The following is a 21,666-nucleotide window of genomic DNA, read 5'->3' on the forward strand; positions in this document are numbered from 1 at the left end:
TCCAACTGACATCCTGGAGTGAGGCACTGGAGCGGTGCACCGAGCTGGGCTCTGCGCTTAGCGTGTAGACTCGGAGAACGGCTCCAAAGTCGAAGGCCTTGAACCAGCGACACGCAGTCCATTCGTCAGGACAGTGGCCATGACTGGCGCTTCGACCCCCGCTCAACGTCGGGAGGGGGCTCATGCGCCCGCAGGGGCTCAAGGCTGGGGTGCTTGACCAACGCCTCTGTGCCGTAGAGCACGTAGATGCCAGCGACTGCAACGACCGCGGCAGCCGGTCCCGCGATCTGCCGAGGTCGCCCGTCGCCGTAGTCGAGCACGACGTGCCCGGCATGAAGATCAGCATCGAAGCCCACGACGGTGGACCACCACTGAGAGCGAAGACTGCCGTCGGGCAGACGCACGAGCAGGCGCTGCGTGGTCACGATCCCCCGGCACCACAAGGCCTCACTCCACTGACCATCAACGCGCCACCGCACCCAGCACATCACCGCGCGCAGGACCTCCTCCCCCGGCTCGGTCACCACCCCCAGCGCCATCGCGTCGATGCGCTGCGGAGGGTTCATCCCCGCGAGCTCCAAGGCGAGCGCGCGCGCATCCTCGGCCGCTGCCGAAACAACAGCCGTCGGGTATGCCGTCCGCTCACCAGCGCGCACGTTCCCTCCTTGACCTGGCGCACCTTGACTGACAACACTCTCGCGCTGGGGCCTGACATCGCAAGAGGAACAACGGAAGGTGCCCCATGCAGTCCGTGTGGCTGACATGCCCTTCGCCCGCATCGCTGCTGCCGTCACTGCTGCTGCCGCAGCGGTCGCGCTGGTGGGCTTCGTAGTCGTCCTCGGAGCCGTGCCGCAGTCCGCATCGGGCGCAGAAATCTGCGCGAGCTCCGGTCCCGTCGCCACTCTCTCGGAGGTCCAAGCCAAGAACGCCCGTACGATCGTCGCCGTTGCGACGCAGCGTGGAGGCCGGGTTGCCGCGCAGATCGCAGTCATGACTGCGATCACGGAGTCCAATCTCAAGAACCTCGGAAACCCGAACGACCCCAACGGCACCCAGCTGCCCAACGAGGGATGGGGTTACGACCACGACTCGCTCGGCCTGTTCCAGCAACGACCCGGTTGGGGCAGCGCAGCCCAACGAATGGATCCGATCGTCTCGACAGGGCTTTTCCTTGACGCTCTCCTCGAGGTCAGGGATTGGGAGGTGCGGTCGCCCTGGGTTGTCGCCCAACAGGTGCAGCGATCTGCGTTCTCTGACGGTAGCAACTACCTGGTGCACGCCGCCGCAGCATCGCGGATCGTCGACGTTGTCCTCGGCACGTCAGTGGAATGCGAAGCCCCAACCAACGGTCAGCCGGTAGCGCTCCCGACCGGCTTCACTCTCCCTGCAGGAACGAGTCCAGCAGCCCAGCGCGCCGTCTCGTTCGCCTTGGCACAACTGGGCAAGCCCTATGTCTGGGGCGCAGAAGGTCCCGACTCCTACGACTGCTCCGGCCTGACCCAGACTGCCTGGCGCACAGCCGGCGTCTCCATTACGCGCGTTGTCACCACCCAGATGCACGACGGCGTGGCCACGGACCTCGACCGCCTCCTGCCAGGAGACCTCATCGCCATCCCCGGCGGCCTGGGGACCATGGCCTCACCGGGTCACGTCGGCATGTACATCGGCTCAGGTCGCGTCGTAGAGGCTCCGCATACCGGCGACGTCGTCAAGGTGGTGAGCCTGAAGTCCTACATCGCGGGCGGCGTCGCAGGTGTCCGCCACATCGCGTAGCCAGGCTCGGAGTGCTTTCCAGCGCACTATGACTCAAGGGGTGGCTTAGCCCAGCCATCGCCCGAAGATAGCGTCGAGCCGATCCAGATCATCTTGAGTGACAATGATGACTTCTACATCAAGTGCCGCGGCCAGGGCCTCTTTCCGCGACATTTTTTCCGCGTAGTCGCTGCGATTCATCAGCCCTGCTGCCTCGACATAAATCCCCTCAATGAGCCAGTCAGCGCTAAGGCCCGTGGGGTTCAGGTCCGCGTGAAAGGGGTACGACGGCTCCACCTCATGGGCAATGCCGCGCTGGAAGAGCCAATCGTCAATGTGCCGTTCAAGCATGGATCGGCAGGGATGGCCATCCGTGGCAGTCGAATGGACACCAAACGACGGGCGCCAGCCGTTAGCCAGAAGTCCGGCTTGTTTGAGCCAGTCAGTCCAGGACCACTGCGGTTCGCCAGCAATCCGGGCCAGCCCTGGCAGCGGCATGCGCAGCAGGGTTTGGGCAATGCGTTCTTCGTGGGTGGCATCGGCCGCGAGGTTCCCTCGTAGGAGCTGCCTTGAGGGAGGGCCTCCCGCGGAGCCGGCCAAGACTTTTAGCGCATCGAGAGCGCCTTTCGTTCTCAAACTTCCCCAACGGTCCGCGGGGTTCCTGAAGTCGGCGGCTTCCGTACAAGGTCCGCAGATCTGAGAGGTCCCGAAGATGAATAGTTTATCGAGTGAGTGCGCTGCGGGGCTAAATCCTCGTGAGCAGACGGCACACGATGAAGTGGGGTCGAAGTTGACACCGACCTTGCCGATCCCCTGGTGGGCCAATCTCCCGGCTGCCAGAAAAAGGCGTCCATGGTCGTTTTGCGAAAGTGGCGCGGGCAGATCAGGGTATTGCAGGGCCCCCGACCGAAGTGCATCGACCAACGCTGGGGCTCCGGAGGCCGCTGCCTGCGGCGCGCTCATCTCAGTTAGGCTGGTCTGAACCTGTGCGTGCTCGGTGGGAGTCAGCCCCCGTCTGGGTAGATCAGCTTCCTGCCACGGGAGCGACCGCCACCAGATCGGGTGCTCACTACGCAGTCGGAGGGCCGCGAGCATAAGGACGTGTTGAGGGGACACGTCATGGGCCCATGCAACGGTCAGATCCACATTGCCGGGAAGGGCGCCAGGCGGGGTGACTTCGGTCAACGCTGAGACTTGCAAGTCGGTGAGCGCAGCTGTCCTGTGCGTCCACCAAACGTGATCGCTGAACTCGTTCCTTCGAGCCCACGGATCGATCACACCAGCATCGATCCATTCATCCACAGCGTCGCAAACGCTTACGGGGACCAGTTCTCGAACGCTGGCGCTAAGAGGGCCAGGTCCTGGCGGTGCAGGGCGCCGAAGCGACTCCATCTCGGCAAGGACAGTTTGGGCTCTGCGGGGCCGCGACACGTACTCACCGTGGGTGGCGTACAGCTGGAGCTTCTTGTAGAGGCGCGGGTCATACCCGTCCGGGACTTCGACTTCCAGAATCCCATTCACAGGCAGGCCATGCCGCTCAATCACCTCTCTGAACGGCTCCACCCAGACCTCGCGCGCGACCATGAGTTGCTTCTCCGGCGGAAAGTACAGTGCGGCCGGCACCCGATTCGGCACGTCTCCGAAAGAGGCTTGGAAGACTCCCCAGGCGCCAATCCACTCGACGCAGGCAACGAAGTCCGTGCCGCGTGCCGTTCCGTGGATGGGTTGCCGGACCGAATGGCCACTTTCTTCGAGAAAATCGCCAACCGCCTCGCGCTCTTCCTCGTTTGTGACTGTCAGAACGTTCCATGGCAATAGGAGACGGCCAACGATGTCGCGCCCCCGCTTCACCAGGATCCGTGCATCTGGCCCCTTCCTACCGTGCACTTGCCACCTGAGATCGGAAGGGGGCTGGCTAGCCAAGCTCGCCAGTCTTTTGTGGCGCTTCAGCAGCGCAACTCCTCGCCGTTCCTTGCGGTAGGCGCTCCGGGCAGCCGCGAGAACCTTCTCATCGTGGGCCTCCAGGATCGCGGAGACCTCCTCGAACCAACCTGTTGGAGCGCCAGGGGGTGCAGTCGTGACGTGAGCGTCACCCACATGAGCCGTACCGTCAGCGCGGTAGGTGATCAAGGACCAGGTGACTGGCGCACCAGCGTCGCGCCGATAGATCGAAGTTACGTCTCCCAGGTTTCCCTCCATGACCTCGTGGCGCTGAGCGGTCATCACCGCGAAGGCACCAAATTTCCCGCTGACAACGAGGACGCCATCGGGTGGCACCCAAGGTGCAGAGACGAGGTTCGCATACTCCTCGCCCGGCCGTTTCGGTGCGGATTGAATCGGGATCCACGAGAACGAACTCACCATGCCCACTACCTCACCACAGGGCGAGCGGGAGGGACCCCGGCTTGGCAACTCTGCGTGGGACGCCGATGGGAACCGTGGTCAACGGGCAAGCGACCGTGAGTGCAAACGCATGGTGCCCCGGTGGCTGCGTGGTCCTAGTACGAGCGGGATCGGCCCGCCTCTGCTGCGAAAGGCACCCTTGCCATGTCTGCTCCCTTCATTGACATCCAGCCCAACACCCGCGGACTTCCCGGCCTCACGGCACTGGAAGACATCGTCGGCGGCCTCCTCACCTTTGGACTCGTGGCCGCCGTCGCTGGCGTCGCCCTGTCATCCGTCGCCTGGGCCATCGGCAGCCACTCGTCCAACCCGCACGTCGCGGGCAAGGGCAAGTCCGGCGTCGTCGTGGCCGCAGGCGCAGCCATGCTGCTCGGCGCCGCCAGCACCCTGGTCACGTTCTTCAACAACGCGGGCGCCGGGATCCGGTAATGGGTACCTCGCGTATGCCGCGGGGCGCTGTCGCTGTCGCGCTGGCCGTGGTCGTCCTTGCCGCGACGATCGGCGTTGCCGCCGTCCACGGTGGTGATGGCCAACAGCCCTCAGTGTCCGCGCCCCAACAGTCGGCACCTGCCCAACGCGAGGCCGTCGCAGAGCCGAGCCAGCCCGACGGCACCACTGACGTGGCACTCCAGCAGGGGCTCGCGAGAATCGCGTCGACACCGCGATATGCGGGCAAGCCCGCGTCCCCTCGGATCAATGGCGCCGCAACCGAGCAAGCTGACCTCTACGCCACCGAATTCGTCCGGCGCCTCCTGTCGCGGGACTACGCCAGGGTCTCGCGCGACTCCCATCTGGCCTGGGTCCAGGCCGAGTCCGCAGCCACCACGGAACCGCTGGTGATCGGCTTGGTGCCGGAGTCCGCGCGGGATCGGTTCGCTGTCTGGTCGGTGACCGACTCGACGGCCGGGCCCGCACCCGTTCCCGAGCAAGACGAGTGGACGCAACTCGCCAGCCAGCGCACCGTGGACACCGCCCAGGTCGAGCGCATTCACCAGCCCGTCGTGTGGACCAACGCCGTCGCCAGCGGACGCATCACCGATCCCGGCGTCACAGCCCGTGAGGTCTCCGCGACGGTCACCCGCACCTCACCCGCAGGCACCCAGCGGTTCAGCGTCGCCGTCAGCCTCAACCTCGAAGGTCCCCCGGTCCGCGCTACCCTCGGCGTGGTCGGCGTCATCACCTTCACCTCGATCCCGGTAGGTCCGTCATGAGCTGCCCCGGGCCGAACAAACTCAACCCCCTCTGCCTGGTCCAGGAATCGGTCAACGACGCAGCCGCGGGGGCCGCGACCTCGACGTTCTCCCACATCGCCGGCTACTTCGGTGAAGCAGCGGCCAAGGCCACGACCTGGTTGTGGGAGCAGATCGACGAGGCCACCACGCTCGATCTCACCTCACCGAATCTGTTGCGGGAGATGGCAATCACGGGATCGATCGCCGCGGTGATCTGCGTCGGTCTCTTCGCCGTACAACTCATCAAGGCTGTCGTGCGGCAGGAGCCCGGCGGCCTCCAACGCGCTCTCTCAGGTCTGATCACCGCCACGCTGGGCACCGCCCTCGCGCTCGCCGCCACCCGAGCCCTCCTCGCTGCCGTTGATGCGCTCAGCGCCGGGGTAGTCCAAGCCACCATGGGCACGAACGCCGAAGGTCTCGGCGCCAAACTCGCCGTCGCCCGGCTCACCTCGCAGGCCAACCCCGCTGTCGTCTTGCTGCTGAGTCTGGTCACTCTCGCGGCGGTTGTGATCGTGTGGGCTGCCATGCTGGCGCGCAAGCTCATGCTGCTGGTCGCTGCCGTCCTGGCCCCGATCGCTTTCGCCGGAGCGTCCGCCGACTTCTCCCGCGCCTGGGTGCGTCGCTGGATCGAGTTCGTCGTCGCGATGATCGCGTCCAAACTGCTGCTCGTCATCATCTTGTCCATCGGCGTCTTCGTCCTCAACGAAGCCGGGCAGGACGGCGACGGCGCAAGCCAGCAAGTCACTCAGGTCATTGGCGGGTCCCTCGTGCTCTTGATGGGTGGCCTCGCACCGTGGGTCTCGATCAAGATGTTCAGCTTCGCCGGAGAGGCGATGCACGCGGCGCACGCCGCCGCCGGTCAGACCGGCACCGGCGCCCGCAGCCTCATCGCGGCGCCGCAAAAGGTGGCCGCCATGCGAGCAACGAGCCGAGCGCTCATGCCAGCCATGGCTGCGACTGGTGGCGCGGGAGCCGCGGCTGCACTGGCGGCCAGAGGTCAACAGGCGGCCCAACGGTTACCAGGCCCACTAGAGAACGCTCCTCACCCCGGCGACCAACCGGCCGCCCATGGTCGGGGACCCTCCAACCGCTCGGCTGGGGCCGTCGAGTCTCGCGGCCCAGCCGCAGCCTCGGCCGCGACAAATCCGACGACCCCAGCCGGGTTCACCCTCACTGAAACCCCGCGAAGCGGAGCTTCCGGAAGCGGCCCGCCCGCCCACACGACACCTTCAGATGCCGTGCCACAACAACACACACTGCCGCCACAAGGTCCGCACCAACCGCCGCAGAAGAACTGATCAGGAAGTCATTCAATGACTGACACCACCTCCACGGCTCCCTCGATCCGCTTCGCGCGACTGCCTCGCCGAGGAGTACTCCTCGGCTTCTCGGCCCTCCGTCTCACCTCCCTTTGCGTCGCGGTCGCCGCCTTCGTCCCCGCCCTCTTCCTCGCCGGGGCCCAGGGCGCCGCCCTCACCTCGCCGATCTGGGGCAGCGCCATCGCGGCCACCTTCGTCCCCTGGCGCGGCACCCCGCTGATCGAGTGGATCCCGACCGCCGCGCACTACGCATGGCGCGGGGCGACCGGCCAGACCCGCTTTCGGGCACGACCCGAACAGCCGCGCCCTGCAGGCACACTCGCGCTGCCCGGGGACGCCGCAGCACTGCGCTTCCTCATCGACGCAGAGACAGGCGCCGCGATGCTGCACGATCCGCACGCGCAAACCCTCACGGCAGTCGCCATCCTCAGGCACCCTTCATTCGTCCTTCAGTCGCCGGACGAGCAGGCCCGCCGGGTCCATGGTTGGTCGCGCACCCTCGCCCACCTCGCCGCCACGGGCAGCGGCACCCGGGTCCAGATCCTCGAGGTCACGCTCCCGGATGCCGGCCGGGGCATCACAGGTTGGTGGGAGACCCACGCGTCCGCCGAGAGGGGTGGCTGGGTCGTCCGGCAATACGAAGAACTCATGACCACCGTCGTCCCCGCGGCCTCGACACACCGCACGCTCGCCGCGCTCTCGCTCGACCTGCGGAAGGCACGGCCCCTCATCCGCCAGTCAGGTCGTGGCATCGCCGGAGCAGCCGCCTTCCTCAAGCAGGAGATGACGTCGTTCCAGACCAGTCTTCGAGCGGCTGAGATCCACCTCGACAACTGGCTCGGCGAGGAAGACGTCGCCGCGACCCTTCGCACCGCCTACGACCCGACCTTCGGCTCCACCGACCAGGCGACTGCCCAACTCGCGACCGCTGGCCCGGTCGCGGTCGACGAGCACTGGGACCACGTCCGCCACGACACCGGCCGCTCAGCGGTCCTCTGGGTCAACGAGTGGCCGCGCGTCGCCGCTCCCCCGTTCTTCCTGCACTCCCTCGTCTTCCAGCCCGGGATCCGCAAGACGATCTCAATGACCTACGAGCCGATCCCCGCGGACGAAGCCATCCGCGACATCCGCCGAGCCAAGGTCGAGTACGCCACCGACGCCGCCCAGAAGGCCAAGCTCGGTGTCATCGCCGACCTGTCGGACTCGGTGGAAGCCTCCGACGTCGTCGATCGCGAACGCGCCCTCATCGCCGGCCACGCCGATATCCGGTTCACCGGACTCGTCGCCATCACAGCCGGTTCAATCGAGGAGCTCGAGGCTGCGGTCGCCGAGATCGCCCGCGCCGCAATCCAATCCGGCTGCGAAACGCGGCGACTGTATGGCCAGCAGGCACGCGCATTCACCGCAGCCGCTTTGCCGCTCGGTCGGAAGGTATCCAAATGAAGCGCACGAATGAAACCTTCTTCAGTGCCTCAGCAAAACGACGGCGTATGCCGTCCGGCCGGCCGGGTGCCGCACAGCTCCGTTTGTTCGAAAAGGTTCGCGGACCCGACGGTAAGCAGGACGCGAAGGCCGAGCGGCCGGCATACCTGCCCGCCGAAGGCGAGCACGGACCGGAGGCGGGACGCTCACTCCGTCGAATGCGACTCCCCGCACATCGCGCGACCTCGGACGTGGTCGCAGGTGCCTACCCGTTCCTGGCCGAGGCGGGCCTGGGGTCGGAGGGCGTCTACATCGGGCAGGACGCGTGGTCTGGTGGCGGGTTCTGCTTTGACCCGTGGGTGCTCTATGGCAACGGGGTGCTGACGAATCCGAACTGTCTGCTCGCCGGAGTGGTGGGCAAGGGCAAGTCGTTCCTGGCCAAATCGATGGCCACGAGGTCGATCGCGGTCGGGCGACGTGTCTATGTGCCCGGTGACCCGAAGGGTGAGTGGACCGCCGTCGCGGAGGCTGTGGGTGGGGTCTCGATCCAGTTGGGTAGTGGGACGCAACATCGGTTGAACCCGCTCGATCCTGGGCCGCGTGGCTCGCTGCTCGATGAAGGTGCGTGGGCTCGGGAGGTCGCGCAGCGGCGTCGAGTTTTGGTCGGATCGCTGGCCGAGTCAGCTCTTGGTCGGCCGTTGCGTGCGGTTGAGCACACGGCACTCGATGCGGCGCTGACGTCGGCCGTGTCGTCGAGCGGGACTCCGACGTTGCCGATGGTGGTGGACGCGATGCTCACTCCCATGGTTGGGCTGCCGGGGGCGACGGTGGAGGAGTTGGCGCGGGACGGTCGTGAGGTCGGGCATGCGTTGCGACGCCTGGTGTCCGGTGATCTGGCGGGACTCTTTGACGGCCCCTCGACGGTCACGCTTGATCCTTCGCTGCCGATGGTGACGCTCGACCTATCGCGGGTGCACGGTTCGGACCAGCTGATGGCGATGCTGATGACGTGCGCGTCGGCATGGATGGAGTCGGCACTCGCCGACCCGGCCGGCGGTCAGCGCTGGGTGATCTACGACGAGGCGTGGAGGCTCATGCGTCAGCCCGCGTTGCTCGCACGGATGCAGTCGCAGTGGAAGCTGTCACGCGGGCTAGGGATCGCGAATCTGCTTGTGGTGCACCGGCTTTCGGACCTCGATGCTGTTGGTAATGCTGGGTCCGAGGCGCGGGCCCTGGCTCGCGGGTTGCTGGGTGACTGCTCGACGAAGATCGTGTATCAGCAGGAGGTCAGCGAGGCCCGGCATGCGGCCGAGCAGCTCGGGCTGACCACCGCGGAGCGCGACCAGCTGCCCGATCTGCAACAGGGAGAAGGGCTTTGGCGAGTAGGCGGTCGGGCATTCGTGGTTCGTCACCTCGCGACTGAGGCCGAACGGTCTGTCTTCAACACCAATCAGCGGATGTTTGGCGCGTCACCTGCAGGTGTCGAATGAGGCCAACGGCGGGCCGTCAAACTGAAATGGCCTTCGATCTGGCCGGCTGCACCGCAGAGATCGCCGGCCTCAATCACCGGGCATCGATCCCGGCAAGCAGGCTGGCTTCCTAGTCCGAGTTCGTGTTGCTCGGCAGACATCGGTCTTCCAGCTCAGCGAGGAGTTGCCGCTCCCGCGCGTTCGCATCGCCGTCCACGGTCGCAACCCGAACACCTACGTCAACGAGGTCGCTCAGGTCCCCGGTCTCCGCCAGGATGCGTTTCCAGACGTCACTAGGGTCGATGGCTACGACATTCGCGAGCTGCTCGTCAACAACCTGGTGCTTCTCCGCGACCATGCTCACCAGATGCCGAAAGAGCAATGACTCATCATCGGAGATCTTGCCGTCAGCATTGATTACCAACCAAGCGACCCAGAGCATTAGCTCGGGGTGCCGGGTTGCGTCGCACAGACCGGTGGCCAACTCGAACACACGCGCTTCATTTCGAAACACGGCGCGGGCGTGCCGGCCAGCGATCTGCGTCGTGTAACGGTTCACCACCACCGCAAGCGGAACCCCGACGAGCGGAATACCGATCTTGATGACGTTGCGCTGGAGCAGGAACTTCCCGACGACGGGGAGGCTCCTGCCCGCGGCGAGGACGCCTTTCGAGTAGTAACGCTTGATCAACGGACGCACGATCGCAGGGACAACCTTGACCACGCCCTCGCGCGCGACTTCGCCACTCTTGATCGTGAACACCACACGAATGAGCTTCCACAGATCTTCGGGGTCTGAGACGTCGAGCGGAACGCGATAGAGGACCGAGATGTCGTAAGCGAGGCGCAACTGCAGTTGCGTGATGTAGGCGACGTCGACCATCACTGTCGCAATGGCCGCAGGCACGGTTGCCGGGGAAGCTCCCCCGCCAGATCCAATCGTCGCAGCAACCGTAGCGGTGTAGGCGCTGGCGGAGAGCCCGCCTTCGAGCGCCGCATAGCGAGCAGCAATCTTGATGCGTTGATCGACGATGGCATCAGCGGGGACTCCCCTGTACTTGTTCTGGAAGTACTGCCAGTCGACCGTCTTCGTGTACGTGCGGAAGGCATGGGAGAGCAATCGAGTGAACCAGCTACCGGACTTGATTTCGGCGGCAGATAGGTTGCTCACGAACTGGCGCAGTTCGGCCCGCTCGGCATCGACATGCGCGCGGTCGGCAGCCTCGTCGACCTCGCCTTCTCGGACTTCGACCACGGGGTCTGACACGGTTCGGGACCTCGGCACTTCCTCGGGGGTGATCGACTCTCGGAGCGTATCCGGGCTCGCTGCGTCGACGGGCTTGATCGCCTAGAAGTGGCCGATCGTCACAGGTTCGATGATTGTGTGTCGCGGTGCCCCCGCCCTCTCGTTTCCGAAGTGAACGGAAACGAGAGGGGTCACGGTGACGATCAACGAAACTGCCATGGCTGCGCCATGGCCGTCGCTACTGCTTTTCGCCGCCGGCTTCGGGCTTCTGCTTCTGGTTGAACGCGACGGGATCACTTCGAACGGACGCCAGACTGGCCCGAACCGACTCTCTGCGCACGCGGCGCCTCGGGCTGAGGTGAGGCGCGCAGCTGGCCGGGGCCGGCTGCGAAGGAGCGCCGAGACGTTGCTACCGGGGCGCGCGGCGACGAGCCTGAGAGACGTGGGATACCGCATCGGCACCTCGCGAGGCGTTGCCTGCCACGCCTCCATCGAGGACTCGGTCGTCGTCCTCGGCCCACCCCGATCGGGCAAGGGACTGCATCTGTCGATCCCACTCATCCTCGACGCGCCCGGCGCCGTCGTCACCACAAGCACCCGCCCAGACAACCTTGCCGTCACCCTTCGCTCTCGTCAGGCGACCGGCCCGGTAGCTGTCTTCGACCCGCAAGGGCTCGCCCCCGGCATACGGTCGTCGACCCGTTGGTCTCCAATCCGCGGATGCCGAGACCCGCACATCGCGATGATCCGCGCGAAGGGCCTGACTTCTGGGAGCGCAGAGGGCACCACAGATGCCAACTTCTGGCAGGCCTCGGCCGAGCAAGCCGTCCGCTGTCTCTTGCATGCTGCGGACTTGGGCGGCCGCACCAGCCGGGATCTGTATCGCTGGTCCCTGTCGGCAATTCACGCCAGCGAGGCCGTCCACGTCCTCGCCACCCATGAGCACGCGGCCCACGCTTGGGACCAAGCCCTCGACGGCATCCTGAACGCCGATCCTCGCCAACGCGACTCCGTGTGGGCCATGGTCACGATTGCCTTCAATGCCCTTGGCGACCCAACGGTCTTGGACGCCCTCTCCCCCAACCCTGGCGAGGACTTCGACCCTGATGCGTTCCTGGCGGCCAAGGGCATTCTCTACCTGCTCGGCACTTCCACCGGGGCGTCCGCCACCTCCGGCATCGTGGCCGCATTCATCGAGGACATCGTCGAAACGGCGCGCCGGCGAGCCGCCGCTGCACCCGGTGCACGGCTCGATCCGCCGCTCTCGCTCATCCTCGACGAAGCTGCGAACTACCCTCTCCCGTCCTTGCCTTCGCTCATGTCCGACGGCGGTGGCACAGGCATCTCAACCATCGTCGTCCTGCAATCCTTGGCGCAGGCTCGACACGTCTGGAGCGAACACGCAGCCCAAGCGATCTGGGACGCGGCCATCGTCAAAATCATCCTTGGCGGCGGCTCCAACGCTCGTGACCTCGAGGACCTCTCCCGTCTGATCGGGCAGCGACACAAGGTCACCCGCTCGACAAGCCGCGGGACGGATGGCCGCCGCTCCACTTCGACGTCCAGCAGCAAGGTGCCGATCGTTGAGCCGGCACAGCTGCGCACTCTGCCGTTCGGCACTGCGATCCTCCTCATGCGCGCGGCCCCAGCCATCGCCCTTTCCCTCCACCCCTGGACCAGACGCAAGGATGCGACGCAGCTCACCGCCGATCGAGCCGCCGTCGAAACCGAGATTCGCGCTGGCGCCGTCAAGCCAGTGAGCGGAGCGGCATGACAACGGATGCGCGACCTAAGGACAGGGTGGCCAGCTCGCCAGCACCGGCGCCGATGGGCGGTGGTCCGATCCACGTGCCTTCACTCAGCGACGGCGAGTACGAGGCACTGCTCACCGACCTCCGCCTATGGGTCGACGCCCTCGTCTCGAGGTTCGCTCTCGACGTCCGCACCATCCCGCCCTGCTGGGAGCGGCACAACGCCATGGTCGAAACTCTGGCCGCCCTCCGCGATTCCGAGCGCGGCTGCTTTGTTGGTAGGGCACCGGCAACGGCCGGGCTCGATTGGATCAGAGCAGTGAGAGACAGCGTGGCCTATCTCCGGGACCAGGCAGCAGTCACCCAATGCTCAACTCACGAGCACCGCGCTTCGATGAGCCCATCGACGCGCTGATCGAGTGCGCAGAAGGCGGCCCGCCGCCTCAAACAGTTGGCCAACCGGCAGGTTGGATCACTTGACTGGTCGAACTAGCCGACCTGCGTCGGCGAACCAGATTGGGTCGACACGGTGGCAGATTCCAGATGCCCGGAAGTTTGTGGCTGTGACCTGCTGCCACTCCTTGGCGACCGCGAACTGGGGACGTTGGATGTTCGAGACGAGCTGCCCCTCGAAGATGAGATTCACGAGGAGGGCCTCGAGCTCTCCGACGATGTGCCGCATCTCAGTTCGCCCGAGGTGCTCCCGGAAATCAACATGGGCCCAGCCTTTCGGATAGGGCTCGTACGTTTTCCGTCGCTCATCCATCCAAACGTCGTCGAACGAGAACCACGAAAACTTCGTCCAACTCTTGGTTGAATCGCCGGTGTGCGCCAGTAGGCGAGCGCCGAAGCCCTGTCCACTTCTCGCAAGCCCTGCATAGACCGGTGCACCCCGCTTCTCGAGGACATACACGCCGGCGGCCGGCCGGAAGTCACAAATTCGTAGGCTTGGGGACTTGCTGCCGCGTCGTCCGAGCAACTGCCACGTGCGCCCCTGCCCGGGATGCCAGTCGACCTCTTTGCGTTCCCAATGGAGTCCGTATGCGCCGATCAGGTGTGTCGTAGTGGGCATGTTTCCTGTCTACTCCCGGCCACCAACCCAAGTCCCCCCAATTCGCAATCCCCATGTCACCGTGGCGCCCTAGACTTTCGGCGTGGCTGGCACCGCTGAGGCTTCTCTTTCGGTGATTCCGGACGACCCTGCGACGCCTTCGATCGTGGTGTGCGCCAGCCTCGCTGCCTACTTCGAGGTGGATCTCGGACTGCTCGTGCAACTCATCGGAGGCGACTGGCGCCTCGTTGACGATCGCCGCTTGAACTTGCTTCCTGAGCCGACCAGGTGGCTTGGCAGGGGAACCCCGCTGCAGGTCCTGCTCGGCCTGTCGACTTCGCGTGCTGTCGTCGCCAGACCCGATGAATTCATGGGCGGTCTTGCGGGCCCGCCAACACTCGACGCTGCCGACCCCGTTGGAATCGACCTAACTGCTCCACAGCCGCTGCAGGCACTCGGTGTGGCGGTCGAACAAGTCCTCGTCACGACGCGGCAGGGGTGGGGTTGGTGCCAAGGGTGCCGCAACTACCTGCCCACAGGGCCAGTGAGCGGGCGCACTGGACTTTGGTGCGGTGAGTGCCTAGGTCGATATCTCGGAATCATTGCCTGCTGAGCCGGGAGATCCTGAGTGTCTGCGTCTTGCGACGAGTGGCCCGGCGTTCGCCGTGCGCGGAGCGGGTACACGCGGCTGACTCCATCGGATGAATAACATGCCGTCGTATGCCGTCGTATACCGAGGTGTGCGGGCATCCAGACCGCGATCGACTCCGATTCACAGGACCGGTTTCAGGTCGACACTCCAACTCGTCCGCCCACGTCTCAGGGCCGGCGTGTAGCGGCTTCTATACCGGCGGAATCGGCTAACTCAGTGTGAGGCGACCGAGCCCGGCCTGCGCACTGAAATCCAAGCCTCTGAGTGCCCCGAGCTGACGGTGTCCTCCTCATAGCGCGACATCGAGTCGCGCGGGGAGGGCGGAACGATGGACACCAGCACCAACACGGACGACACCGCCGAGGACACAGCGCGTGTGGACCCCGAGTCCATCGCCCTGCGGATGGCCATCAACAATCACGCCGTCATCGACAGCGACATCGGCTCGCCCTATCAAGAGGGCCGCCGCGACGCCTACCTTCTGATGGCCGTGGCCCTCGAGGCTCCCCGTGAGCCCACTCTCAGCCGGACCATCACGCAACTGCGCCAAGCACTGCACGGTGGCGTGACCGAAGTCGACGATCTCCGCGAGATCATCACGCGATCAACCGGCCGCTCCCCCACTCCGAAGCCCAGCCTCGAATGGGTCGGCCCCAAAGCCTTCGACGCACGTCACAGCGATTGGGGCCTCGACGAGGACTTCGGCATGCGTTGGGGCACCAACCGCGACATTCGCATCTCCTTCAAGCGCCAACCCGGCGCCACCGAGGGCCTGCTCTACGCCTACGACAAGACGTGGGACACCTACGCCGTCATCGCCGACAAGACGAACCGCACTCTCGTCCAGCTGGCCTACCGCCAGGCCCTCGCCGCGAACCCGGACATGACGGCCGAGAACTTCGCCCACATCCACCAAATCGTCACTGCCGCAGGGCAAACAGCGGCCCTCGCCCCGGCTGTATCGCTGTGACCGCCACCGGCATCATCGACGTCGCCGACGTCCGCGCCCGGCACCGCATCGAGGATGTCGTGGCCGCCTCCGGAGTCGAACTCCGCGCCACTGGCAAGTCCCTCATGGGCTGCTGCCCCCTCCACGAGGACGACACCGCGTCCCTGTCCGTCGGCGGCATCCCCGACCGGTTCCACTGCTTCGGTTGTGGCGCGTCGGGTGACGTCATCGAGTACGTCGCGCGCCTGCGCAATCTCACCTTCCGCGACGCGGTCGCCTACCTCGAGAACGACCACAGCCTGGGTATGCCGTCCGCTCCCCGAGCGCCCGTTCTTCACCTTCCGCGGCCGCCCGCCATCGACGTCGCGCCGGAGCGCGCTTGGGAGATCAACGAGATGGCGTGGCAGCGATGGACTCGGCCGGTCAACCACGCGTTCGCTCTCTCCTGGTTGCGCAACCACCGCGGTCTCGACGTCGCCCCGGTAGAGGCGACGCTCGGCTCTCAGGTCGTCGGGCACACCGGCGCCGAGTGGACCACGACCACCCACCATCTCAGCCGGGCCGGTGTGAGCGACGACGAGCTGCTCGCGCTGGACCTGGCGCAGCGCACCCGTCGAGGCACCCTCATCGACTCCCTGCGCGGCCGCCTGGTCGTCCCGGTTCGCGACCCCGCCGGGCACCTCACCGGGTTCATCGGCCGCGAAACGCTCGACAACTCGCGCGGTCCGAAGTACCGAAACCCCACGCGCACAGCGGTATTCGACAAGTCCACCATGCTCTACTCACTCGCCTCCCACCCCCACGCATCAGCTCACGTTGTCGTCGTCGAGGGACCACTAGACGTCCTGGCGGTCGCCGCCGCAGCTGTGTCGGCGAACCTCCCAGTCATCGCGGTCTCGACCGGCGGCACCAGCGTCAGCCGTGACCAAGCACGCCAAGTCTCGACCTTGTCCCCGCAACGAGTGTTTCTCGCCTTCGACGGCGACCCTGCCGGCCGGGATGGAGCGACCCGTTGGGTCGACCTGTTGCACCGGCACATCCGTCACCCCGTCGCGGTCGCGGACCTCCCGTCGGGCCGAGACCCCGCCGACTGGATCGCCGAACACGGGTCGGGCGGGCTCCGCAGTCTGCTCACCCAAGCCCGCCACCCGGCGTACGAACTCGCGCAACTGGCCCCCAGCGGGGCGGCACCCGCTCCCAAAGCCGCGTTCACCCCTCGCATGTGAAGGAAGCACCTCCATGACCAGGACACCCCGCGCCCAGGTCCTCATCGACCTGGCCCAACGCCACCTCGACGCGGCCGCCGAAACCGCTCAGCACTCCTCGCCCGATCAAATACCCGGGGCCGCCTTCGCTGGGCAAATTCGGCTTGCCGCCGCAGCCCTGCCCACGATCGACGAGGCTGTGGCCGATGGCCCACCGCTCCCGGCTGCGGATGTCGCCACACACCTGCGGGATGCGCTCACCGCGCTCGACCAGATCGCGCCCTTCGACGGCCCACCCGACCTGCCGCTGTGCGCGTGGCACGTCCACGAGCTGTTCCGGATCGCGACCCGGACCGGTGCCGCATGACCACCGTCGAGCAGTTCGTCGAGCGCATTGCCGTCCTCACCCGAGAGGTGCGAGCAAGCGATGAACCCGTCACCGAGAAGCAGTGGCAGGGCTTCGACGCCAATCTGCACCGCTTCCTCGCCGGGAGCATCGGGTACCAGGGCACTCGAGTGCCCAAAGGCCACCCCTGCGCTGACATTCTGCGGGAACTCGTCGACCGCTACCCAGCCCTTCCACGTTCACCCCTCGCTGCGTCCTCTCTCCCGCCGGAGGTCTCCGCGCGGTGGCCGGCGCGAGACGTGACCCCCACAGTGGGCCTCCCCCGGCGCGGTGTTCTGCGACTCGTGGATCAACACACGTCGCACGAATCAGAGGGCGTCGCATTGCCCGACGCCACTGACCCGCGGCCGATGGCACGGATCACCTGCGCCCTCGGCGCCTTGGCTGACCTCGTCGACCTCCTTGAGTATCAACAGGTTCCGTCCACGAGCGAGTTCGCGGACAACACGGCGCATGTACTGGCTGCCTCGGCTGTCGTCGCCCGCCACACCCTCGCCTCGGGATCGCTGATCTCCGCGGATCGACCTCTGGCCGTCGGGAAACATGTCGAGGCTGCTCTGGGAGCGATGCAGCCGGCGCTGGAGGCTACCCCGGTACGGTCCTTCCGCGGCCTGCCCACCGTGGTCGACGTCGACGTCGGTGACACCGCACTCGATCGCGCTGTGCACGCTTGGAGCTTCGCGAGCGAGGCCGAGCTACGCGCCCGTATCCCCAGCGCGCAATCACTTCACATGCTGGTCAACCAGGGCACCCACATCACCGCCACCTTCGCTGCAGTCGTCCGCCAGCCAGTCGGCGGGAAGGCGCCTCCCGGCGCGATTTCCGCCTTGGACGAAGCCTGCGAGGCCCTCGGTGCCACGGACAAGGCCTGGGTTCCGCGCCTGACAACGCTCGTCAAGCCCAGCGCCGATTTCATCACCGCCAGCCGGGGGCTCTTTCTCGCCCTCGAAGAAGCGCGGGCTCGTTCACACGGGCTCACGGAGGCGAAGCGGGAGCGAGCCGCGGACAGCCTTGGTCAGGCCATGACCATCCTCGGACGTCGGCTGACGGCCGCCCGTTCATTCTTACGGCCCCTCGCCGACGGGAAGGCCCTGTACGCCCCGGCGGGCCAAGTCGAGAAGTCAGCGGAACGCCTCAATGACCGGCTCAAGGGACGCTTCGTCACCGTCAAGTACTTCGACATCAAGGACCTCGACACCGCCTGGCGCGTGGCCGAGGACTCCATCCGCCAGGCCCACGCCCGCTTAAGGTGCAGCCCCAGGTCGGTCCCCTCGGAAGTCGCGATCATTTCGCGCTGAACCTGAGCTTTGAGCAGGGCTCGTGGCGACGCCCTTGGCGACGGTGACGTGGCCAAGCTGCCGAAACGATGCTGGCAGCTGAACCGTGACGAGAAGAACTTCCTAGAAGGAGTGCTTGAGGCTGACGTGAAACGCCGGTGGGGGTCCTTGCCTTGATGGTCAGAGAAGAGTCTGGACGGTGGCGACTGTCGCGGGATTGAAGGCGATGATCCTCGCCTCGCGCACCGACGACTCGGTGGCCCGGAGCGTCTCGACTGCGGCCCGTATGGCGTCGCCGTGGGGCCAGCCGTAGATTCCGGCGCTGATGAGTGGGAAGGCGATGATCGCGGCGCCGAGTTCGTCGGCCACCTCGAGACTGCGTTGGTAACAGGAAACGAGGAGGCCGCGATCGGTGTGACCAGCGCGGTAGTTGGGGCCGACTGTGTGGATCACCCAGCGGGCGGGCATCAGACCGGCTGTGGTCCAGCCGGCGTCACCGGTTGCCAAGCCGCGGGGGAAGCGCGCGACGCAATCGATGAGGATTTCGGGTCCTCCGGCACGATGGATGGCCCCGTCAACGCCGCCTCCGCCCCGCATCCGGGTGTTGGCGGCGTTGACGATGGCATCGACGGTCTGGGTCGTGATGTCGCCGAGGACGACGGTGACCTCAGGCATGAGCATGCCCGGACGCGGAGTATCGATCGAACTCGTCGCTTGTCACCGCGCGGATGAAGTACACCCAGGGATCGATGGCGTACCGCTTGGACCTTCGTGGCTGATCCCCGGCCAGAGTCGCTCGCCCCCTGCTCATGTCTTTCACCAGCCCAGTGTGCCTCGACCTCCTAGACACCAGAGGGTGGGACGACGAAGCCCCAGCGACTCACGTCATCCGCGGGAGGCCGCCAGGCGTCGTCAGATTCCCATCCGGTTTAGCGAACGCGGTCGCACCGCCTGGCCGGTGTCCTGCTCTGATTCCTCTCCGCGGCATTCAACACTGGCCTATCGTCCACAGGAGAAGTCAGTGGGCGGCGACAGGATGGGTGCCATGAAGCTCCAGAGGACCGCGTACGCCGAGAGGGCACTCCGCGCGGCCGCGCACGTCTTAGAGGTTGAGCCGACGCAGTTTGCGCCTGCACGGATGAGTAAGTACGCGCATTGGTTTGAGGATCCGCAGCACGGCAGCGTCGTTGCAGTCGTCACTCCCGGGGAGAAACCAACCGTCACTGACGAGGTTCTCGCCTTTGGTTTGGCGTGGCAGCAGAACCGGGATCTGCTTCTGGTCGTCCCTGACGACATGGTCGTGGAGGCGATCGCTCGCATCGGCTGGCTTGAGACCGAGGTCCGTGTCTTCGCTTTCGATGGCGCCGAGGGTGAAGTTCCGCGGCCGGTGCGAAGTCCGGGACGATTCGCCATCCTTGAGCGTCTCGCCGAGCTGCCCGAGCGTGTCCCTCGACGGGCAGCGTTGAAGACGGGTCACGCCTCGTGGCTCGACAATATCCACACCCACGAGGTCGGGTTAGTCGGCCACGACCGGGGGGGTTACTTCTCCTGGCACCACGAAGGTCTCCAGGTGCTTCAGGCCCACGAGACCAAGAGCGGGCTGCGCATTCGAGCAGGGGTGCAGTACAAGACACCGCAGCCGGGGCGCGACGTGTTCGACAAGACGTTCACGAATCCCCCAACCGTTGGCGAGGTCGCCGTCATCAACGCGAAGGTCGCGCTGGCGATTGAGGACGGCGGGAGCTTGACCTCGAAAATGCGCGAACACAAGCTCCAGGCCACGCTCAAAGGTCAGCCCGAGGTGCTCGGCTTGACCGACTTGTGGCGCGAGTTCCCTGCTTGGCGCGGCCTACTCACGTCGTCGATGCCGCCCTTCGGAAGGCCGGGCTATATCGATTTCCTCGGCGCTGACGCAACGGGGGTTTTGCACGTCGTCGAAACCAAGATCGGGCACGACCCCAAGGTGGTCTTGCAGGCGCTCGACTACGCGATCTGGGTGCGGGCAAACGACTCTGCAATCCGGGAACGACTCAAGGCCGAGGGGCACATCCTCCCCACGCCCAACGGGCACCCACCAGCTGGCGGAACCCCCGCCCCAATCCACTTGGTCTTGGGGTCATTGGGCTCTGGGCCCGCATTCAACGCCTACTTGGCTGGGCAGATCGAGGCGCTGGCCGGCGACTGCCGCGTCAGCATCTACCTGACGGCCGAACCGACCGCCGACGAGCTGTCCCTGACCAAGGTTTCGGCGCGTGACTTGTGGGAGCCCAGCGCGCTAGTCGCCAAGCCGGTCGTCGGACCAAGGTGGCCGGGAGAACTCACCACGGAACTAGGAAGGCACTCAGGTGAGCGGGCCGATCCTCTTCCATCCCAATGACGCAAGCGCGGTCCTGCCGGAAGCCCTACCGGCACTGACCGACCTCCGCAGGCGCGGTCTGACTCACCGCTACGTGCGCCACGTACGCAGCTCCCAAGCGTTCGCACTCAACCTGTTTGCACCGCTCGACGCGGACGGTGTCCTCGCTGTGCTTGCCCACCTGGGGCACGTCGCCGTGGACGTCGAGGCCCCGTTATTCGAGTACGAGGACACCCTCGACCGGCTTGCCGAGGGATCAAAGCGCAGCCCGCACCGTACCCAGGTCGACGTTCTCCTGCGCGGCAGTACCGAGGACGGACGCAGAATCGCGGCGTTGATCGAAGTCAAGCTCGGTGAGCCGAACTTCGGGACATGCAGCGCGTTCGCCAGTGCAGACAACACCGACCCCGATGTCTGCGGACAGCCAGGGCTTTTCGGTAGCGACCCCGGCCGATGCTTCCAGCTCAATAACCACGGAAACGGACACCGTCGATACGCCGAATACTTGGCAGAGGTAGGGCTAGTCCCTCCTTCGCCACGTGCCGATGATGGGGGCTGCTGGGTGCGAGCCGGCCGTAGCCAGCCGATGCGAAACCTTGCCTTGGCGCACGTGCTGGTCACTGAGGGCGAGGCAGACCAGGTGGTGTTCGCCCTTTGCGCCCCCGTCCTGCACTCCGTGATGTGGCGAAGGTTCGCCGAGTTCCGCGCCGTCTTTTGCGACACGGATGCCGTCACCATGCGTGACCTGCCGGCCGAGACCGTTGCCCGACAGCATCCCGATGATGGAGCCGCCTTCACGATTCGGTATCGGCCTGCCTTGAGCAACACCGCCCTGCGGAACCTCGCGACTGACTCGTCCACAAGCTAGGCGCGGCTGAATCGGGTTAACAGACCGCTCGCCTGCAGGGCATCCCGGTCAATGGGCCGACTTTGGACAGGAACCGGCGAAAGGACGCCGGCAAGGGGCGGTTCAGTAGTGTCTTGGATCACCGGGGCGAGTGGCCGAACTGGGTGGCGATCGGGCGCGGACTACGCCGCCTCATCGAGGACCGTCGCCGTGGTCTTGCGGTCTCGGCTCTACGTAACATCGCTTGGACACGGGGTGGCGGTCCTCAAGTGTTTGCCCAAGTGGACGGAAATCCTGATGGCCGGCTCACTCGTATGGCAGCATCCGAA

At 66.0% G+C, this 21,666-nt stretch carries 19 protein-coding genes; 14 read left to right on the forward strand and 5 right to left on the reverse strand.

Going from position 1 to position 21,666, the window contains the following annotated elements:
• Positions 1 to 125 precede the first annotated feature (125 nt).
• Positions 126 to 656 carry a hypothetical protein gene (locus tag LL946_RS04700; protein ID WP_404385282.1) on the reverse strand — a complete coding sequence of 177 codons (531 nt, stop codon included), beginning with the start codon at positions 654 to 656 and terminating at the stop codon, positions 126 to 128.
• A 106-nt stretch (positions 657 to 762) separates the two neighbouring features.
• On the opposite strand from LL946_RS04700, the gene LL946_RS04705 reads away from it, so the two are divergent.
• On the forward strand, positions 763 to 1,773 hold the full coding sequence (locus LL946_RS04705; protein WP_404386791.1) for a C40 family peptidase: 1,011 nt from the start codon (positions 763 to 765) through the stop codon (positions 1,771 to 1,773).
• 45 nt (positions 1,774 to 1,818) lie between these two features.
• On the opposite strand, the gene LL946_RS04710 is transcribed toward LL946_RS04705, so the two are convergent.
• The gene (locus tag LL946_RS04710) at positions 1,819 to 4,116 is read right to left on the reverse strand and encodes a hypothetical protein (protein WP_404385284.1); all 2,298 of its coding nucleotides are present in this window, start codon (positions 4,114 to 4,116) and stop codon (positions 1,819 to 1,821) included.
• 183 nt (positions 4,117 to 4,299) lie between these two features.
• On the opposite strand from LL946_RS04710, the gene LL946_RS04715 reads away from it, so the two are divergent.
• The 5 genes from LL946_RS04715 to LL946_RS04735 are packed head-to-tail and all read left to right on the forward strand — an operon-like array spanning position 4,300 to position 9,618.
• A complete protein-coding gene (locus tag LL946_RS04715) occupies positions 4,300 to 4,584 on the forward strand; it encodes a DUF6112 family protein (protein ID WP_404385286.1) in 285 nt (94 codons plus the stop codon).
• A complete protein-coding gene (locus tag LL946_RS04720; protein WP_404385288.1) occupies positions 4,584 to 5,366 on the forward strand; it encodes a hypothetical protein in 783 nt (260 codons plus the stop codon). The genes LL946_RS04715 and LL946_RS04720 overlap by 1 nt, the downstream gene beginning before the upstream one ends.
• The gene (locus LL946_RS04725) at positions 5,363 to 6,685 is read left to right on the forward strand and encodes a hypothetical protein (protein WP_404385290.1); all 1,323 of its coding nucleotides are present in this window, start codon (positions 5,363 to 5,365) and stop codon (positions 6,683 to 6,685) included. Before LL946_RS04720 ends, LL946_RS04725 begins: the two co-directional genes overlap by 4 nt.
• Positions 6,686 to 6,700: 15 nt before the next feature.
• Positions 6,701 to 8,149, forward strand: coding sequence for an SCO6880 family protein (locus LL946_RS04730; RefSeq protein ID WP_404385292.1), 1,449 nt, complete (start codon positions 6,701 to 6,703; stop codon positions 8,147 to 8,149).
• Positions 8,146 to 9,618 (forward strand): ATP-binding protein, encoded by a 1,473-nt coding sequence (locus LL946_RS04735; protein WP_404385294.1) that lies wholly within the window; start codon positions 8,146 to 8,148, stop codon positions 9,616 to 9,618. Before LL946_RS04730 ends, LL946_RS04735 begins: the two co-directional genes overlap by 4 nt.
• 109 nt (positions 9,619 to 9,727) lie before the next feature.
• Here LL946_RS04735 and LL946_RS04740 read toward each other — a convergent pair whose 3' ends face one another.
• Positions 9,728 to 10,864, reverse strand: a complete 1,137-nt coding sequence (locus LL946_RS04740) for a hypothetical protein (protein ID WP_404385296.1) — start codon at positions 10,862 to 10,864, stop codon at positions 9,728 to 9,730.
• 421 nt (positions 10,865 to 11,285) lie between these two features.
• Here LL946_RS04740 and LL946_RS04745 point away from each other — a divergent pair, with 421 nt between their 5' ends.
• Complete coding sequence (locus LL946_RS04745; RefSeq protein ID WP_404385298.1) at positions 11,286 to 12,617, forward strand: type IV secretory system conjugative DNA transfer family protein; 1,332 nt, start codon at positions 11,286 to 11,288, stop codon at positions 12,615 to 12,617.
• Positions 12,618 to 13,066: 449 nt separating this feature from the next.
• Here the strand turns inward: LL946_RS04745 and LL946_RS04750 are convergent, their stop codons facing one another.
• Entirely contained in the window at positions 13,067 to 13,666 is a 600-nt protein-coding gene (locus tag LL946_RS04750) for a hypothetical protein (protein WP_404385300.1), read from the reverse strand.
• A gap of 82 nt (positions 13,667 to 13,748) precedes the next feature.
• On the opposite strand from LL946_RS04750, the gene LL946_RS04755 reads away from it, so the two are divergent.
• The 5 genes from LL946_RS04755 to LL946_RS04775 all read left to right on the forward strand — a co-directional run bounded on the left by LL946_RS04755 (position 13,749) and on the right by LL946_RS04775 (position 18,155).
• Positions 13,749 to 14,258: a hypothetical protein gene (locus LL946_RS04755; protein ID WP_404385302.1), complete on the forward strand. Its 510-nt coding sequence runs from the start codon at positions 13,749 to 13,751 to the stop codon at positions 14,256 to 14,258.
• Positions 14,259 to 14,625: 367 nt separating this feature from the next.
• Entirely contained in the window at positions 14,626 to 15,267 is a 642-nt protein-coding gene (locus LL946_RS04760) for a hypothetical protein (protein WP_404385304.1), read from the forward strand.
• Positions 15,264 to 16,472, forward strand: coding sequence for a CHC2 zinc finger domain-containing protein (locus LL946_RS04765; protein WP_404385306.1), 1,209 nt, complete (start codon positions 15,264 to 15,266; stop codon positions 16,470 to 16,472). Before LL946_RS04760 ends, LL946_RS04765 begins: the two co-directional genes overlap by 4 nt.
• A 13-nt stretch (positions 16,473 to 16,485) precedes the next feature.
• Complete coding sequence (locus tag LL946_RS04770; RefSeq protein WP_404385308.1) at positions 16,486 to 16,818, forward strand: hypothetical protein; 333 nt, start codon at positions 16,486 to 16,488, stop codon at positions 16,816 to 16,818.
• Positions 16,815 to 18,155, forward strand: coding sequence for a hypothetical protein (locus LL946_RS04775; RefSeq protein WP_404385310.1), 1,341 nt, complete (start codon positions 16,815 to 16,817; stop codon positions 18,153 to 18,155). The genes LL946_RS04770 and LL946_RS04775 overlap by 4 nt, the downstream gene beginning before the upstream one ends.
• A gap of 159 nt (positions 18,156 to 18,314) precedes the next feature.
• Here the strand turns inward: LL946_RS04775 and LL946_RS04780 are convergent, their stop codons facing one another.
• Positions 18,315 to 18,809 carry an O-acetyl-ADP-ribose deacetylase gene (locus tag LL946_RS04780; protein WP_404386793.1) on the reverse strand — a complete coding sequence of 165 codons (495 nt, stop codon included), beginning with the start codon at positions 18,807 to 18,809 and terminating at the stop codon, positions 18,315 to 18,317.
• Between the two features lie 370 nt (positions 18,810 to 19,179).
• Between LL946_RS04780 and LL946_RS04785 the strand changes: the two genes are divergently transcribed.
• Complete coding sequence (locus LL946_RS04785; RefSeq protein WP_404385312.1) at positions 19,180 to 20,511, forward strand: hypothetical protein; 1,332 nt, start codon at positions 19,180 to 19,182, stop codon at positions 20,509 to 20,511.
• The gene (locus LL946_RS04790; protein ID WP_404385314.1) at positions 20,480 to 21,358 is read left to right on the forward strand and encodes a PGN_0703 family putative restriction endonuclease; all 879 of its coding nucleotides are present in this window, start codon (positions 20,480 to 20,482) and stop codon (positions 21,356 to 21,358) included. Before LL946_RS04785 ends, LL946_RS04790 begins: the two co-directional genes overlap by 32 nt.
• Positions 21,359 to 21,666: the final 308 nt, after the last annotated feature.

Origin of the sequence: Knoellia locipacati (assembly GCF_044791685.1) — a bacterium.
GTDB lineage: Bacteria > Actinomycetota > Actinomycetes > Actinomycetales > Dermatophilaceae > Knoellia > Knoellia locipacati_A.